The 16,615-nt window shown below is 64.2% G+C and carries 12 protein-coding genes and 1 tRNA gene; 5 read left to right on the top strand and 8 right to left on the bottom strand.

The window, feature by feature from the left end:
• Positions 1–12: 12 nt before the first annotated feature.
• Entirely contained in the window at positions 13–2,310 is a 2,298-nt protein-coding gene (locus O6W96_RS02450; RefSeq protein WP_353468503.1) for a TonB-dependent receptor, read from the bottom strand.
• Between the two features lie 291 nt (positions 2,311–2,601).
• On the opposite strand from O6W96_RS02450, the gene O6W96_RS02445 reads away from it, so the two are divergent.
• Positions 2,602–2,832 (top strand): hypothetical protein, encoded by a 231-nt coding sequence (locus O6W96_RS02445; protein ID WP_353468080.1) that lies wholly within the window; start codon positions 2,602–2,604, stop codon positions 2,830–2,832.
• Positions 2,833–3,161: 329 nt separating this feature from the next.
• Here O6W96_RS02445 and lepA read toward each other — a convergent pair whose 3' ends face one another.
• The 4 genes from lepA to O6W96_RS02425 are packed head-to-tail and all read right to left on the bottom strand — an operon-like array spanning position 3,162 to position 7,226.
• Complete coding sequence (gene lepA / locus O6W96_RS02440; protein WP_056049136.1) at positions 3,162–4,982, bottom strand: translation elongation factor 4; 1,821 nt, start codon at positions 4,980–4,982, stop codon at positions 3,162–3,164.
• 45 nt (positions 4,983–5,027) lie between these two features.
• Entirely contained in the window at positions 5,028–5,795 is a 768-nt protein-coding gene (locus tag O6W96_RS02435; protein ID WP_353468079.1) for a methyltransferase, read from the bottom strand.
• Positions 5,792–6,937, bottom strand: a complete 1,146-nt coding sequence (locus tag O6W96_RS02430) for an aminopeptidase (RefSeq protein WP_353468078.1) — start codon at positions 6,935–6,937, stop codon at positions 5,792–5,794. The genes O6W96_RS02435 and O6W96_RS02430 overlap by 4 nt, the downstream gene beginning before the upstream one ends.
• Before the next feature lie 4 nt (positions 6,938–6,941).
• Positions 6,942–7,226 (bottom strand): hypothetical protein, encoded by a 285-nt coding sequence (locus O6W96_RS02425; RefSeq protein WP_353468077.1) that lies wholly within the window; start codon positions 7,224–7,226, stop codon positions 6,942–6,944.
• A gap of 287 nt (positions 7,227–7,513) precedes the next feature.
• Between O6W96_RS02425 and O6W96_RS02420 the strand changes: the two genes are divergently transcribed.
• Positions 7,514–7,590: transfer RNA gene (locus tag O6W96_RS02420), tRNA-Pro, on the top strand.
• A gap of 114 nt (positions 7,591–7,704) precedes the next feature.
• Positions 7,705–8,994, top strand: a complete 1,290-nt coding sequence (locus O6W96_RS02415) for an N-succinylarginine dihydrolase (protein ID WP_353468076.1) — start codon at positions 7,705–7,707, stop codon at positions 8,992–8,994.
• Positions 8,995–9,096: 102 nt separating this feature from the next.
• On the opposite strand, the gene O6W96_RS02410 is transcribed toward O6W96_RS02415, so the two are convergent.
• Both O6W96_RS02410 and O6W96_RS02405 read right to left on the bottom strand, forming a co-directional pair.
• A complete protein-coding gene (locus O6W96_RS02410; RefSeq protein ID WP_353468075.1) occupies positions 9,097–10,104 on the bottom strand; it encodes a sugar kinase in 1,008 nt (335 codons plus the stop codon).
• Positions 10,105–10,657: 553 nt separating this feature from the next.
• Positions 10,658–10,996, bottom strand: a complete 339-nt coding sequence (locus O6W96_RS02405; RefSeq protein ID WP_353468074.1) for a hypothetical protein — start codon at positions 10,994–10,996, stop codon at positions 10,658–10,660.
• A 162-nt stretch (positions 10,997–11,158) separates the two neighbouring features.
• Between O6W96_RS02405 and O6W96_RS02400 the strand changes: the two genes are divergently transcribed.
• Positions 11,159–13,312, top strand: a complete 2,154-nt coding sequence (locus O6W96_RS02400) for a TonB-dependent siderophore receptor (protein ID WP_353468073.1) — start codon at positions 11,159–11,161, stop codon at positions 13,310–13,312.
• Positions 13,313–13,422: 110 nt separating this feature from the next.
• Positions 13,423–14,049, top strand: coding sequence for a glutathione S-transferase N-terminal domain-containing protein (locus O6W96_RS02395; RefSeq protein WP_353468072.1), 627 nt, complete (start codon positions 13,423–13,425; stop codon positions 14,047–14,049).
• A 34-nt stretch (positions 14,050–14,083) separates the two neighbouring features.
• Here O6W96_RS02395 and O6W96_RS02390 read toward each other — a convergent pair whose 3' ends face one another.
• Entirely contained in the window at positions 14,084–16,498 is a 2,415-nt protein-coding gene (locus O6W96_RS02390; protein WP_353468071.1) for a TonB-dependent receptor, read from the bottom strand.
• Positions 16,499–16,615: the final 117 nt, after the last annotated feature.

The raw sequence follows: 16,615 nt of genomic DNA, 5'->3' as shown, positions 1-16,615 counted from the left end.
GGAAAGGTCAGATCAGCGGAACTTGCCGCTGAGCGACACGCCGATGATCCGCGGTTCGTTGAAGACGGCCGCCATGTAGTTCTCGATCACACCCTTGAGGTTCTTCTCGCCGGTGATGTTGCGCGCGAATACCGCCAGTTCGTACGCATCGTCGGGCGCGGCATAGCCGATCTTCAGGCCACCTTCGAAGTTGCCGTTCGCGGTGAACTCCTTGGTCTTATAGAGTACGAACTGCGTGTAGCCCTGGATGTTGAAGTCGCCCGCGATGAACGCGCGACCGCCATTACCGAGCGGCTGGTCGTACCGCGCGGTAAGGTCGACGTTATACTCGGGCGCGTTCGGCAGCGGCTCGCCGTCGATCTTGACCAGATACGTAGTTCCGAACGGACCGACGACCGCGCGGGGCGTTCTCGATGGCGTGCAGACTACGATGTTGTTGAGCGCGCAGATCTGTACCTCCGTCGTCTTGTCGCGGATCGCGCTGTGCAGCAGGCTGAGCCCTGCCCCGAGCGTCAGGTTCGGCACCGGCTTCCAATTGGCTTCGGCTTCCATACCGTAGGCCTCGGCCTTGTTCCCGTTGAACAGGATTCCGTTGCCGTTGAGGTCGTTGCCGTTCAGCTGGATGTCGTTGACTCGGTAGCCGAACACCGTGGCGTTCAGGGTCAGCGTGTTGTCGAGCAGGCGCGTCTTGATCCCCGTCTCCCACGACAGGATCGTCTCCGAGTTCGCGGTCGAGAAGTCGCTGTTGAACACCGCCGAACGACCCTGGATCGTCGGTCCGCGGAAGCCCTGGGCTACGCGCGAATACAGGCTGATGTCGGGGTTAGCCTGGTACAGGATGCTCGCATCCCAGCTTGGCTTGGTCGATTTGAGCGTGACATCGCGGCGCCCGGTATAGGTTACACGACCATTTACCATATCCGCCGTCTTCAGCAACTCGGTCCGCTTCTTGTCTTCGGTGATCCGGCCGCCAAGCGTTACGGTCAGCTTGTCCATCAGCTCGTAGCTGACCTGACCAAAGCCCGCCCATGAGGTGTTCACATCATGCAGCCGGACCCAGTTGTTCGGATTAGGGGCGACGCCATTTGGATCGTTCGCCGTGAGGAAGAAGGCGCGCTGGTAGAAGTCGGTGATGTCGCGGCTGTCGAAATACAGTCCGCCGATCTGCCAGTTGAACTTGCCACCCGGCGTGCCGGCCAATCGCACTTCCTGCGACCATTGGTCGAGGTCGCGGATCTGTCCCTGGCTCTGACCATATTGCAAACGCCCGGTGTAATTGACCGCAGCACCGCCGTCGGTGTCGCCGCGGCTGAAGCCGGACGTCGTCTCGTACGCGGTGATCGACGTCAGCGTGGCCGGACCGAAGTCGTAAGCCGCGCGGACCGAGCCGCCATAGGTGTTGTAGCTCTGCGGGTTGTCGTTCGCTTCGTCGTACGAGACCACGTTGCGCGGCTCAGCCGAGACGTCGTTCGAACCCTTCTTCAGCGCACCGCGGTGGAACAGCGTCGAGGTGCCGTCATACCAGCGCGCATGGCCCGACAGGTCGAGCGTGAAGCGTTCGCCCGGGGTCAGCGCAAGCTGCACACGGACGTTGCGGTCGTCGAAACCACCCATTGCGTCCTTGCGCGGCGTCGCGGTGTTGTCGAGGCTCCTGCCCGCAAAGATGTTGTCGACATAGTTTTCGCGGTGCTGGATCAGCGTCGACAGGCGGATCGACAGCAGGTCCTTGATCAGCGGGCCACCGACACCGGCGTCGAGGCTGACGCTGTTGTACGAACCGACTGACGCCGAGGCGCGGCTCTCGAAGTCGTTGGTCGGCTTGTTGGTGTCGAACTTGATGATGCCGGCGGTGGTGTTGCGTCCGAACAGCGAGCCCTGCGGACCGCGCAGCACTTCGACCTGGCGGACGTCGTAGACCGGGTTCGACTTCAGCACGACATGCTCGAGGATCACGTCGTCCTGGATGATCGTGACCGGCTGCGAGGCGCCGAGGTAGAAATCGATGTTGCCGAGGCCACGGATATAGAAGCGCGGGAAGATGCGGCCGGTCGTCGATTCGACGTACAGGCCGGGAACGCGACCCGACAGCGCGAGCAGCGTGTCGTCGCCGCCGGCGGTGTAGGCGCGCAGTGCATCGCCCGACGCGACGCCGACCGACAGCGGCACCTTCTGGAGGTTTTCCGAACGGCGCTCAGCGGTAACGACGATATCGCCGAGCCCTTCCTCGGGAGCGGCCTGCTCCTGGACCGGCGCTGCCTGCGCGAACGCGGCCGAGCCACCTACAACCGACCCAAACGCGACGCCAAGCATCAGCGCCGACTTAACGACCGAAATCTTCACGATGATATTCCCCAATCGTGCGCCGCCGTCCCCGAAGACCCGCCGCACATCCCACAATACAACGTCGTTGATCATCCTCGACCGCCCTATCCGGACGGCTCGACGACGCCGCGCGACGCTCACTCCCCGAGCCGGCGGTTAGGCGGGGATTGTGTTAGGATGATGACAGTTGGCGACAGCGATAGGGAAAGCTCCAGCATCCGCGTCCCATGTCACGCTTGTCATTGGCTATTGATCGGGTCGCCATGATAAACGGCGCGCATGGAACGGCTGACGAGATTTTGGCTTACCATCCGTCGCTCGGGCTGGTTCACCCCAGGCGCGCCCGGCAGCCTGTTTCCGTTCCCCTTCGCCTGGCAGGCATGGGCGATCTTCGCAGCGTTCATTATCGCGATCGCGGCGAGCGTCGTGCTGCACGGCGAAGCGGCGTGGCTAACGCGAATTATCCTGTGCGTCGGCTACATCGGGTTTGGGATGGCAACATACGAGTGACGGCGCGATAGAGAGATGCGCCATTCAAGCATGGGCAGGCGTTCAGGGTTTGGCTCGCGACAGTTGCAAAGCCCGACCACCGCGGACTGGTTTGACGCTTATTCCGTGAAGACAAGATTAGCGTGTTTCCCCGCGAAGGCGGGGATCCAAACTGGGCTCCCGCCTTCGCGGGAGAACAAGGAAGGGCGGATGGTCGTTTGAACGCGGGCTCAGCCGCGCCGCGGCAAAGCCGCGTCGTCGGACGACACGACCGAGGACGAGCTCGGTCGGTCGCCGTCCGGCTTGGCGCTAGCCTCGGCTAAGCCGCTACGCCGCTTAGCCTTGGGCGCCTACGCGTCGTCGCCCATCCTAAGCGCGGCGATAAACGCCTCCTGCGGGATGCTGACCGAGCCGTATTCGCGCATCTTCAGCTTGCCCTTCTTCTGCTTCTCCAGAAGCTTCTTCTTGCGGCTCGCATCGCCGCCATAGCATTTGGCGGTGACGTCCTTGCGCATCGCGCTGATCGTCTCGCGCGCGATCACCTTGCCGCCGATCGCCGCCTGGATCGGGATCTTGAACAGGTGGCGCGGGATCAGCTCCTTCAGGCGCTCGACCATGCCACGGCCGCGCACTTCGGCGGTGCCGCGGTGGACGATCATGCTGAGCGCGTCGACCGGTTCCTCGTTGACGAGGATGCCCATCTTGACGAGGTCGCCTTCGCGGTAGCCGATCTGGTGGTAATCGAAGCTGGCATAGCCCTTCGACATCGACTTGAGCCGATCATAGAAATCGAACACGACCTCGTTCAGCGGCAGCTCGTAGGTCGCCTGCGCGCGACCGCCGACATAGGTGAGGTTCTTCTGGATGCCGCGGCGGTCCTGGCACAGCTTCAGGACGCTACCGAGATACTCGTCGGGGACGTAGATCGTCGCCTCGATCCACGGCTCGCTGATCGTCGCGATCTTGTTGGGCTCGGGCATGTCGGCGGGATTGTGCAGCTCGATATGCGTCGTGCCGGACGGATCGGGGTGGGTCAGCTCGATCTCATACACGACGGACGGCGCGGTGGTGATCAGGTCCAGATCATATTCGCGCGTCAGCCGCTCCTGGATGATTTCCAGATGCAGTAGCCCGAGGAACCCGCAGCGGAAGCCGAAGCCCAATGCCGCCGACGTCTCCATCTCGAACGAGAAGCTCGCATCGTTCAGTCGCAGCTTCGAGATGCTCTCGCGCAGCTTCTCGAACTCGGCGGCATCGACCGGGAACATCCCGCAGAACACAACCGGCTGGACTTCCTTGAAGCCCGCGAGCGCTTCGAGCGCAGGCCGCTTTGCATCGGTGATCGTGTCGCCGACGCGCGTCTGCGCGACCTCTTTGATCTGCGCGGTGATGAAGCCCATCTCACCCGTGCCGAGTTCGGTCAGCTGCTCGATCTTCGGGCGGAAACAGCCGACCCGGTCGACCAGATGCATCGTGCCGGTCTGCATGAACTTGATCTGCTGGCCCTTTTTCAGGACGCCGTCGATCACGCGCACCAGGATGACGACGCCGAGATACGGATCGTACCAGCTGTCGACCAGCATCGCCTTCAGCGGCGCCTCCGGGTCGCCGCTGGGCGGCGGGATCTTGGTGACGATCGCCTCGAGGATCTCGACGATGCCGATCCCGGACTTCGCGGACGCGAGTACCGCCTCGGATGCATCGATGCCGATCACGTCCTCGATTTCCTTGCGGACCTTCTCGGGCTCGGCGGCTGGAAGGTCGATCTTGTTGATCACCGGCACGATCTCGTGGTCGTGCTCAATCGACTGGTAGACGTTGGCGAGCGTCTGCGCCTCGACGCCCTGCGCGGCATCGACCACCAGCAGCGCGCCTTCGCACGCGGCCAGGCTGCGGCTCACTTCATAGGCGAAGTCGACATGGCCCGGCGTGTCCATCAGGTTGAGGACGTAATCGAGGCCGTCCTTCGCGTGATACGCAAGTCGCACGGTCTGCGCCTTGATCGTGATCCCGCGTTCCTTCTCGATGTCCATATTGTCGAGCACCTGCTCGGACATTTCGCGCGCGGTCAGGCCACCAGTTTCCTGGATCAGCCGATCGGCGAGCGTCGACTTGCCATGGTCGATATGGGCGATGATGGAGAAATTGCGGATGCGATCGAGCGGAGTCATGGCGCGCTCCTAGCAGCGACGCCGCGCGGGGGATAGACGGCCGACCTAAAGCTTGCGCGCGATCAGATGATAGCAGCGCGCGACCTGCCGATACGGGTCCAGCCGGCCCGCCAGCCATTCGGCGCGCAACACGTCCTCGGAATCGTCCGCCAAGATCGGGCCAGTATGGTGATCGGTAAAGATGCCGATACCCGACCATTCGACGATCCCGGCGCCCGCCTTGGTCAGCATCGCCTCGACCGTTTCGCGCGCGTGATTGCGGCTCGCAGCGTAAGGACCATGCGCGTCGCTCCCCGTCTCCAGCGCGACGCGCGCCTCGGCCCACCGCCCCGCCAGCCCGGATCGCATCGCCGCCGCTGCCGGGTTGATCGCGACGATCGACACGAGCCCGCCCGGCTTGCACAGCGTGACCGCGGTGCGGACCAGCGGCGCGGGATCGTCCTCGTACATCAGCACGCTATGGCAGCAGACGAGATCGGCCACCTCAGCCTGGTCAGCCGCCATCGTCGCACCATCCGCGCAGATCAACCGGACCCGGTCTCGGATCGCGCCAGGGCAGCGCGCCAGCCGCTGCTCGCCGAGCGCGATCATCTGCGGGTCGATATCCTGGACCACCACCTCATGCCCCGCCATCGCCAGTCGAACCGCCAGCGCCGCATCGCCACCGCCGAGATCGACCACGCGCAACGGCTGCTCGGGCACCACCGCGGTCAGCGTACGCAGCGTCAGTTCGAGCGGGATGCTGGTGCCCTCATCCCCGCCCGGTCGCACGAACGCGTCGACAAGGTCGGGCGATGCGGTCCAGTAATTCATGCTGCGACCAGCGGCGCCGGGCACGGCGTCAGCACGCCGTCCGACAACAGCCCGCAGCAGTCGCCGTCCTCGATCTGCAACGTGTCTGGCGAAAACACGTCCTCGTCGCGCGTGCTCTCGGGATGCGGCGCGTCCGACGGCGCCAGATGTTCGAGGTCGATGACATCGAGTCCGCCATCGACCTCGACGATCCCGCCGCGTGCGATCAGGTCGAGGTGGATCGCGCATTGATAGCCGACCACGCCCGGATCCTGATTGTGCTGGCCGAGCCCGAGATGCACGCCTGGCCGACGCTCGTTGATGTGCGAGTTCATCGCGATCGGCTCGCCGATGCCAAAATTGGTGCCAAACCCGAGTTCGCCGACATTATAGGCGCAATGCGTGGTCAGTGCGGAATCCAGGAACCGCAGCGTCCGTGCATCTTCACAGCGATGCGCGACGACCCGCCCGCCCTCGATCTCGATCGTTACCGGGAACGTCTCCAGCCGCACGTCGTCGTCGGTGATCGCGTTCACGTTGTACGCGAAGTCCGCGACGTGGATGCCGGAGATATCGGCCGGGAACGTCGCGACCTCGCCGGCGGGAAGGATCACGGTTCCGCCATTGCGTGCGCGGCCGCGGTTGCTGATCCAGCGATGCTTCGAATCGAGCGTGACGTCCAGGTCGGTGCCGCCCCGTGTCGTGATCCGCAGCTTCGACGCCCGCGTCAGCCGTTCGAGAATCGCGACGTTGCGCCGGGAGAGTTCGTCGGGAGTCGCGAGCAACGCATCCGCAAACAGGCTGTCGCTGGCGCTGATCGAGCGGAATATCCGCAGGCGCTCGGTGGGATAGATCGCCAGCGCGCGCGTCAGCGCGCCGGTATGCGAGAAGGTGTCGCGCTCGAACGACAACAGGACCAGTCGCCCCTCGAATGCATCGGCAGCGGGTAAGGCTGCAACAAGCCTCTCCTCGAACGTCTCGTCGACGAGTGGCGCCATCCACACGCGTATCGTGGGGATGGCACGCATCTCGAGCGCGGCGCAGACGAGGGCGGCGGACCGCTGGCTATCGCTCGTATAAAGGATAACCGCAGTGTCGCCGCCGGCGATCCGGACATAGGCGTCCAGCAGGGACTGAACCCCGCGCCAGATCTTCCCGTCCATCGCCCTAGTTCTTCACATCGATGCCGCGCTCGGTGAGCGCCGCCTTCGACGTGCTGTAGCTGATCGTCCATGCCAGCTGATCGAGCGGGCGGATGCGGCTTGCATCGCCGAGCTGGGCCGCGGCGGTGCTGTAGGTAACGGTCCACGCCGCTTCGCCGCCCTTGCCGAGATCGATCACGTGGGTGCTGAGGTCGCCGATCCGGAACACCTGCTCGCTGCTTTTCGCTTCGCGCAACACCTGCGCCGAAACGCGCGCGACGATGTCGTTGATTTCCTGTTCGTTAGGCATGTCTGCTCTCCTGAAGTTTCGAGAAACGCGGCGCCTTTTCGTGGTGGCAACCTGCGTTCCACGGACGCTGCGCCCCTGCGATACCGCGAACAATCGCTGCCCAATCCGTTTCGGAGGCAAAACGAGTTATGCGACCACAGTCTTGATCCAGGTTGCTGGCGCGGCATGATTAAAGAACCACCAACCCGGTGCAACTTCCCGACGCCGGCCAATTGATCGGCCGCGGGCGGGATATTTGTCTTGATCGAACCGCGACCCGCGGCTAGGGCGCTCACCGGCAATGTTGTCGGGGCGTGGCGCAGTCTGGTAGCGCACTGGTCTCGGGGTCCAGGGGTCGTAGGTTCGAATCCTATCGCCCCGACCATTGCCGACTTTCCTGGGGCGGATGCCCTATCCCCGATCTTCGACCCCGAGCGGCCCGGGGCTGCCTGAGACGGCGGCCGACCACTGGCAAGCACGATGGACAGGAAGCGATACGGTGATCGAGGTCAATTTCGACGGGATTATCGGACCCACGCATAATTATGCGGGTCTCTCGATCGGCAACATCGCCTCCGCGACCAATGCCGGCGATGTTTCCGCACCAAGGCTCGCTGCGCTACAGGGCATCGGCAAGATGCGTCGGACGATGGCGCTCGGTTTGCGCCAGGGCATCTTCCTCCCGCACGTCCGCCCCAATACCGATTGGCTCAGGACGCTGGGGTTCGTCGGCGACGATGCCGAAGTCCTCGCCTCGGCATGGGCGTCCGACCGCGCGCTGATCGCCAACGCCATGTCTGCCTCGGCGATGTGGACCGCCAATGCCGGGACGGTGTCGCCAAGCAGCGATACCGCGGACGGCCTGTGCCATATCTCGGTCGCAAACCTGTCGACGATGCCGCACCGCGCGAGCGAAGCCGCTCAGACCGAGCGCCAACTCCGTCTCGCCTTTGCCGATCCGCGGTTCTTCCGTATCCATTCCCCCGTCCCGGCCCCCTTTGGCGACGAAGGCGCGGCGAATTTCATGCGGCTCACCTCGCAGGCCGGACACGGCGCGGTCGAGATGTTCGTCTACGGCGAGGGCAATGCGGGCGGCTTCCCATCGCGCCAGCACCGCACTGCCAGCGAGGCAGTCGCGCGACGCCACGGTATCGATCCCGCCCGCACGCTTCTGGTCCGCCAGAGCGACGCCGCCATCGCCGCCGGCGCCTTCCACAACGACGTAGTCGCGGTCAGCAACGGTCATGTCCTGTTCGCGCACGAACATGCGTTTGCCAACCCCGCCGCGCTCCGCTCGGCCGTGCAGGCGCTCATCCCCGACGCCGTGATGATCGAGGTGCCTGCGGACCGCGTCAGCCTGCACACGGCGATCCGAACCTACCTGTTCAACTCGCAGCTGGTGACGCTGCCCGACGGCGGCATGGCCCTTATTCTGCCCGCTGAGGCCCGTGACGATGAGACGGTGTGGATGTGGCTGGGCGAACTCGTCGCCTGCAACGGCCCAATCCGGCAGCTTGAGGTCGCCGACGTTCGCGAATCGATGCGCAACGGTGGTGGCCCGGCCTGCCTGCGGCTTCGCGTACAGGTCGACCCCGACGCACTGGCCGCGATCGATCCACGCTTCCTCCTCGACGAAACCGTCTGCGCGCGGATCGAGAGGGTCATCGCACGCGAATGGCCCGAGACGATCGCGCCCGATGATCTCGGCGATCCACGGCTTTGGGAACGCTGTACGGCGGCACGTCAGGCGCTCGTCGCCGCGCTGGGGTTCGGCCCCGACGAGATCTGACAGACGACGGCGCCTAGCCTGGGCGCGGACCATCGACGATCACGCACCACGCGAAAGGCGGGTGCCGCTACGCCGCCAATCGCTGCGCGTCGCATCCAGTCATCAGCGGCGGACGTCGAGCCCGCCCGCCAAATACGCATCGATGTCGGCTTGGCGGAACAGGCTCGCATCGCCAGGCAGCGAGTGCTTCAATGCAGCGAGCGCAAGACCAATCTTGGCAACGGCGGCAAGATCCTCGCCCGAGCGCATACCGTGAAGTACGCCCGCCGCGAACGCGTCACCGCCGCCGATCCGATCGACGATCCCTGCGAGCACGACCTCGTCCGTCTGGACATGCGTCGCTCTCGTGTCGATCCGCGCGGACAGACGATGGAGATCGACGTGTTCGACGTGCCGCGCCGTCGAGGCGATCGTTTGCAACCGCGGAAACGCCTCGAACGCCGCCTCAGCCGCCTCACGCCGCCGATCCCCCGCGTTCCCTGAAAAGTCGCGGTCGAGCAATAGCGCGATATCGCGGTGGTTGCCGAACATCATGTCGGCGTGCGCAACAAGCTGCGTCAGGATCGCGCGTGGATCCGAATCCCAGCGTTCCCACAGCTTGCCGCGCCAGTTGCCGTCGAACGAGACCGGGATGCCGCGCTGGGTAGCTGCGTGGACTGCAGCGAGCGCGCTTTCGGCCGGGACTGGACCTAGCGCGGGCGTGATGCCCGAGAGATGGAAGCGGTCGACACCGACGAGCAGCGTGTCCCAGTCCCACGCATCAACCGGCGCCTCGGCGAACGACGACCCGAAGCGATCGTAGATCACCTCGGTTGCACGCAGGCCGGCGCCCGACGTGACGAAATACAGCCCCATCCGCTCGCCACCGAGCAAGGTTTTCGCCATGTCCACGCCATGTCCGCGCAACGTCGTCATTGCCGCGCGACCGAGATCGTTGTCCGGCACCATCGTCACGAGGCCGACATCGTGTCCCAGTCGTGCGAGCTGCGTGACGACGTTCGCCTCTGCACCGGCGACCCACACGTCGAGCTTCGGCGTCTGCAACAGCAGTTCGCGGCCCGGAGGAGACAGCCGGAGCATGATTTCGCCGAACGCCAGAAACTTAGCCATATCGTCCCTTCATCTGATCTTCCCGGCACGGGGAGGCAGAGCGCCAACTCGAAGCGGCCCCGCGGTTACGCGAGCGAAATCCCATGCCGGTTCTTTGCGAGAAGATCAAAGGACGCGCGATGCGAGCTTCGATCTCGCGAGGCGTTGCAACATCGTGGTCGAAAGGGCGATCCCGCCGGGCGCAAATGCGACACGACCGATGGACGTCGAAGCCGTCAATGCATCTTAGAGGTCGAACTGCCCAATATAGAAAAGCGCCCCGCCTGCCCGTGTGACTGAAACCGGCGGGGCACCAAGGTACGCGATACTACGGCGATGCCTCTGCGCTCGCTATGCAGAACCAGGGTGAATTTGGGGTTAACGAGGCACCCCGCCCGTCCGTGCGACACTCTCGTATCCGGGCGGGGCGCCGAGGACGCTGCGACCGTCGAGCCGCGCATCGCTGACACCAAGCTAGCAGCTGATTTCATTGTGAAAAGTGCGATCCACCACGCCTGTGGCTCGGTTGGTCGGATATTCGACGGCAATCGATCGGAAACCCCGATGCGCCCTGTCAGCGCGGCGGGGTTATGGCTCGATCAGTCGACAGTTTGACCTTCCGCAGCGAGGCTATCATCGCGCGCGCTCCGGGCGGCGCGACCTGCAGGAACAGCTCGAACAGGTCCCGATCGGTCAGTACGTCAGTGTCCGTGCCGATCGGCAATGCAATCGCCTGACGGGTCCTCGCCCCCGGCTGCGCTTCCAGCACGATCGTCCGCCATGCCATGCCGACCGGTGGCAGGCCGTCGACATCGTCGAATTCACTCGGGATCATGTTTCGGATCCTCAAGCGTCGGTCCAGGTGCGTCTCGAACCAGGCGGCGTCCCCGGTGGTCGCGATCTCGACGGCCATTGCCTTGTGGTTCTTCACGCGCATTCCACTCCCGCCTATCAAAAAGCGATACCTGTTGCCGGATTGCCGCAGACGCAAGCCTTCCGATCCCGCACTGCAAAGATACTATTGATAATAGTTATCATAAACATTAGCGGGTCCGCATAACGTAAAGGGTATCGCATGACATATCGCCTCGGCATCGCCGTTCTGCTAGGTTCGGCTGCCATCGTCGTATCGCCGGCCTATGCGCAGACTGCGCAAACGGATGCCGACACCGATTCCGGAATCATCGTCGTGACCGGTCAGCATGCACGGACCCAGGCGTCGTCGGGTACGAAGACCGACACGCCACTCGCCGAGACGCCGCAGTCGATCACCGTCATTACCGCCGACGACATCGCTGGCCGCAGCCTGCAGAACCTCAACCAGGCGCTGCGTTTCGTCGCGGGTGTGACACCCGAAACACGCGGATCGAGCGGCGAAGTCTACGACCAGTTCAAGCTGCGCGGTTTCGATGCGCCGGTCTATCTCGACGGCCTGAAGCAGTTCGGCAGCCCGTCGGGCTATGCCGTGCCACAGGTCGACGTCTCGCGGCTCGACCGGATCGAGGTCATCAAGGGGCCAGCATCGGTATTGTACGGTCAGTCGAGCCCCGGCGGCCTCGTCGCGGAATCGAGCAAGCTTCCGCTCGACCAGGCGCTCTACGGCGCGATCAGCGGCACCTACGGCAACTACGATCTGTACCGCGTCGATGCCGACATCGGTGGGCGAGCGGGCGAAGGCGTGCTCTGGCGGATCAACGGCAGCGCGAACGGTGCCGACACGCAGCAGAAGTTCGGCAAGCGCGAACGCCAGACGATCTCGGGCGCAGTGACCGCCGGTGCGGGCAGCTCGACCAGCTTCACACTGCTCGGTGCCTATTCGCATGATCCGTACAACGGAGACTATAGCGTGTTCCCCGCGAGCGGGACGCTGCTCGCCAATCCGAACGGCAAGCTGCCGACCAGCTTCGACGGAGGTGAGGCGGGCAACCGCTTCAGCCGCGAGCAGGCCGCCCTCACCTATATCTTCCGACACGATTTCGGCGGCGGCTGGGCGTTCCGCTCGTCGGGCCGCTATCAATATGTAAAATCGGCGCTGGGGCTGATCTATACTGCAGGTGGGCTCGACGGGAGCGACCCGACGCAGCAGACCTATAGCCGCGCGTCCTATGCGACCCGCGAGCAGCTCAACAACTGGACGTTCGACAACCAGCTGACCGGCACCGTTCAGACCGGCCCGATCAAGCATACGCTGCTGTTCGGTGTCGATCGCCAGGTCGCGCACTCGCGGGAAGTTGCCGCATTCGGCGTCGTTGCGCCGCTGAACGGCTTTGCCCCGGTTTACGGCACGGTGACGGTTCCAACGACGCCGGAACAGGTCGGTCGACCGTTCCCGACCAACGTCCAGCAGCGTCAGCAGGGCGTCTATGCACAGGACCAGATGGCGCTCGGCAACCTTCGCGTGGTCCTGAGCGGGCGGCAGGATTGGGCGCGTGCGCATCAGGAAGGGCGTGACGTCAAGCACGACGAGAAGTTCACGTATCGCGCCGCTGCGCTCTACACGCTTCCGTTCGGTCTCGCGCCGTACGTCAGCTATTCGACGTCGTTCGAACAGCAGGCCAGCTTGATCACGCGAAGCAACGGCCTGCCGGGGCTCGCCGACCCATCGCTCGGCAAGCAGATCGAGGCCGGTGCGAAGTTCAGCATTCCCGGAACGCAGATCCTGCTGTCCGGCGCGTGGTTCCGTATCGACCAGACCAACGTCCTGACGTCCACGCCTGATTTCAGCGTGTCGCGGCAGACCGGCGGCGTCCGTTCGCAGGGCGTCGAGTTCGAGGGCAGTGCGCCGCTACCCTATGGTTTCAACGCCCGCGTCGCGTTCAGCCGGCAGCGCGTCAAGGTCACCAGCGATGCCGATGCTCCCGACCGCGTCGGCCGCGGGCTCGAAACCGTCGGACGGGGCGGAACATCCGCCTATCTCGACTGGACACCCCGTAGCGGTGGTCTCGAAGGCCTGACGATCGGCGGCTCGGTGCGTCATGTCGACGAGGTCTATGCAGGCGTCACGCCGCTCGAAACCGTCGGCCGCAACAGCCCGTCCTACACGGTGTATGACGCGCTGATCCGTTATGACCTGGAAAAGTTCGCGCCGTCGCTGCGCGGGCTGAGCCTTGCGGTCAACGGCGCCAACATCTTCGACAAGAAGTATCTGACGTCGTGCTTCGCCAACTATAACTGGTGCTGGTACGGCAACCGCCGGACCGTGCAGGCGACGATCGGGTATCGGTTCTAAGCCACTGCACGTGCCGCGATCGATGCCGTTTACCGGTATCGATCGCGGTGGTGCGCACGTACGCCACGGAGTTGGCGACCTGCGTGAACGACCGCGGTATGCGTCCTGCCATGATACCGATCCTCTACAGCTTCCGCCGCTGCCCCTATGCGATGCGCGCGCGTCTCGCGATCGCGGCGAACGACCGGCGTGTCGAGCTTCGCGAGATCGTGTTGCGCGACAAGCCGGCGGCGATGCTGGCGGCCTCGCTCAAGGCAACCGTGCCCGTACTCGTGCTGGCGGACGGGACGGTGATCGACGAGAGCCTCGACATCATGCGCTGGGCTTGCGCCGATAGGGACGATGCCGAGTGGCCAACCGGTAGCAACGCTGCGTTGATCGCGACGAACGACGGCGATTTCAAACACCACCTCGATCGCTACAAATATGCCGTCCGCTACGACGTCGATCCGATCGCGCACCGTCATGCGGCGACGGTCTTGCTCGGCGCGCTGGACGAGAAGCTCCGTGCTGCCGGCAGTCTCGGCACCAGCCCACAGGCGATGACTGATCTCGCGATCATGCCGTTCGTCCGCCAGTTCGCGCAGACGGATCGTTCCTATTTCGACGGTCTGCCGTTCGAGCGGCTACAGGCGTGGTTGGCGATGTACCTCGCATCGGTGCTGTTCGCTCGCGTCATGATACGCCCAGCGCCGTGGCAACCGGGCGATCCACCGATGCTATTCCCGATCCAGTAGGAGGCCCCGGCAAAACCGAGGCCCCCTGCCCGCGTCAGAAGCCGACGCTGATCGTCCCGAACACCTGGCGCGGTGCGACCGGGAACTGGTTGAACGTCCCGCTGGCCGCGCCGATGCTGAGCGTCGAGGCCGCACGCTTGTTGGTGATGTTGGTGACGTTGAGGCTGACCGTCGCCGTCTTGACGACCTGCCCCTCCGACAACGGCACGCGCGCGGCGATGCGACCGGACAGCGTGAAGTAGGACGGCACCGACAGGTCGTTGGTATAGGTCGCGAACCGCTTGCCGATATAGTCGCCGACGAGTTGCGCGTCGAAGATGTCGTAATTGGCCGAGGCGGTGAACTTGTTGAGCCAGTCGGGGCTGCCCGGCACCTTCTTGCCGGCGGTCGCGACGGTGCTCGTCCCGCTGATGTAGTTCTCCTCATAGCGCGAGTTGTTGTACGACAGCGCATCGTAGAACGAGAAGTGCGAGCCGAACCGGAACGTGCCGGCGATGTCGAACCCGTCGGTCTTCACCGCACCGACATTCTGCAGGATCGCCGCGCCGCTGACGACCGCGGTCACCACCGGGGTCGGGCTGATCCCGAGCAGGCGGTTGCTGAAGTCGACATGATAGACGCTGATCTGGCCTTCGAAGCCGGTGAGCGGCCCGAGGTTGAGCGCGTGATGCGAGCGGAGCCCGGCTTCGTAGGTCCAGCTGGTCTCGGGCTCGACGTCCTGCTTGAACAGGTCGAACGCCGCCTGGCTGCCGAGCGCGAACGGCGACAAGCCGGCCGCAGCGCTGGTCTGGAACTGGCGGATGTTCTTCTGGACGTTGACGAACACCTGCTCGTTATCCGTCGCGTCCCACAGCCCGCCAAGCTGCGGCAGGAAGTATTTATGCGTGTCGATCTTGCCGACCGGCAGCGCGACCGAACCGGTGAACGAGCCCGGGATCGGCTGCGTCGGCACGCGCTGCGACGCGTTCTGGAACGTGCTCTTGACGCCGCCCTGGATCGTGAGCGTCGGCAAGACCTTCCAGCTGTCCTGGATATGCGCCTGATATTCGTCGACGCGGACTTCGCTGTGATATTGCGTGATCAGCGGAGTCAGTTCCTCACGCGGGCGCTGGTACGGCGTGCTCGGATCGTTGACCGGGAACGGATACCAGCGACGATAGGCGGACGAGCTCTGATGCTCGTACCATGCGCCGAACTCGACATGATGCGCGCCGAGATCGAGCGCGACGGTTGAGACGAGACCGCCCCGGTCGATCCGGTATTCGGTGGTACGCGTGGCTAGGCCTGAGCCACCGAACACCTGGGTGAGGTTCTGGCCGGGATAATAGAACGAGAACAGCTTGGGCAGGCCGGCGACGTCGATCGGCCCGCCGATGACACCGACACCGTCATTGTGATGATAATAGGCCTGGTTCGAGAAAGTCACCCGGTCGCTGACGTTCCAGTCGTATTTGACGTAGCCCAGATAGTCGGTGCGCGCGGCGACGCCGTAGTAGTTGCGGTAGTTCGACCCATCCGCCTTGTACGCGCCGGAGTTGAGATAGGTCAGCATCTCGTTAAAATTGGGGTAGACGAACGGGCGGACATACGGCGCGGTTGCCTGCGTCGCGGTCGTGATGACGGTCGAATCCTCGTTCGGCTCGGTCTTGTCCGAGAACGCGCCGTAGAGCGTCAGCTTGCCGTTGGAGTCGTCGTGGACGAACTTTGCGTTGGCCTGATATCCGCCCTGGATACCGTTGAAATCCCACGCCTTCGCCTTTTGGCGCGAGCCCGAGATGTAGAACGCGTTGCCGTTGCCCAGATCGCCGCTGTCGATCCGCGCGAACAGTCGCGAAGTCGAGTGGCTGCCGAGCGTCTGGTCGACCTGGACGCCCATGTCTTTTCGTGGATCGCTCGAGAAAGTATCGATCGTACCGCCCAGATTGCTGGTCGATGCAGTACCGAGATCGCCTGCGCCGCTGGCGAGGGTTACGCGCGAGACGTTCTCCGAGATGATCGCACGCTGTGGCGAGAGGCCATTGTAATTGCCGTAGTTCTGGTCGCCGAGCGGCAGGCCGTCGAGCGTGTAGCCGAGCTGCTGCGCGTTGAAGCCGTGGACGAATAGCGAGATGTTCTGCTCGTTGTTGCCCCACGGATCGGCGGTCAGGAAGGTGACGCCCGGCAGCGTCTGCAACGCCTTTAACGGGCTGACGCCGGGCAGGATCTTCTGCATGTCGACGCCGGTGACCTGCGTCACCGATCGCGTATTGGCGCCGGTGACGACGATCGTCTCATCCTGCCCGGCGGGCGGGGTTGCTGGATCGGCTGGATCGGCGACCGGAGCGGGCGAACCCGGCTCCGCGTCCTTGGCAACCAGCGCCTGCGCCGTTGCGGTGACTGGCACGCCGACCACGACAAAACCGATAGCGCCGCACAACAGCCGCGCGGCCGTACGAGAAAACATCGTCATTCTTGAAAACCCCTAGCGAGATCGATCGATCGTCACTCCCGGGGCTGCGCCTATTGGCACGGCGAGACAGTCGGATGACCGTTCCGCTACAGATTTAATATGGTGCGGTGCAGCGGT

It is taken from the genome of Sphingomonas faeni (genome assembly GCF_040407495.1).
In the GTDB taxonomy this organism is placed as follows: domain Bacteria; phylum Pseudomonadota; class Alphaproteobacteria; order Sphingomonadales; family Sphingomonadaceae; genus Sphingomonas; species Sphingomonas faeni_D.
Note: the sequence above shows the minus strand (reverse complement) of the source record. Positions and strands in the feature narration are given on the sequence as shown.

Coding starts and splice junctions, on each gene's coding strand:
- O6W96_RS02390 (WP_353468071.1), bottom strand. CDS start 16,498: ATGACGATGTTTTCTCGTACGGCCGCGCGGCTGTTGTGCGGCGCTATC.
- O6W96_RS02425 (WP_353468077.1), bottom strand. CDS start 7,226: ATGCCTAACGAACAGGAAATCAACGACATCGTCGCGCGCGTTTCGGCG.
- O6W96_RS02395 (WP_353468072.1), top strand. CDS start 13,423: ATGATACCGATCCTCTACAGCTTCCGCCGCTGCCCCTATGCGATGCGC.
- O6W96_RS02435 (WP_353468079.1), bottom strand. CDS start 5,795: ATGAATTACTGGACCGCATCGCCCGACCTTGTCGACGCGTTCGTGCGA.
- O6W96_RS02400 (WP_353468073.1), top strand. CDS start 11,159: ATGACATATCGCCTCGGCATCGCCGTTCTGCTAGGTTCGGCTGCCATC.
- O6W96_RS02445 (WP_353468080.1), top strand. CDS start 2,602: ATGGAACGGCTGACGAGATTTTGGCTTACCATCCGTCGCTCGGGCTGG.
- lepA (WP_056049136.1), bottom strand. CDS start 4,982: ATGACTCCGCTCGATCGCATCCGCAATTTCTCCATCATCGCCCATATC.
- O6W96_RS02405 (WP_353468074.1), bottom strand. CDS start 10,996: ATGGCCGTCGAGATCGCGACCACCGGGGACGCCGCCTGGTTCGAGACG.
- O6W96_RS02450 (WP_353468503.1), bottom strand. CDS start 2,310: ATGCTTGGCGTCGCGTTTGGGTCGGTTGTAGGTGGCTCGGCCGCGTTC.
- O6W96_RS02410 (WP_353468075.1), bottom strand. CDS start 10,104: ATGGCTAAGTTTCTGGCGTTCGGCGAAATCATGCTCCGGCTGTCTCCT.
- O6W96_RS02430 (WP_353468078.1), bottom strand. CDS start 6,937: ATGGACGGGAAGATCTGGCGCGGGGTTCAGTCCCTGCTGGACGCCTAT.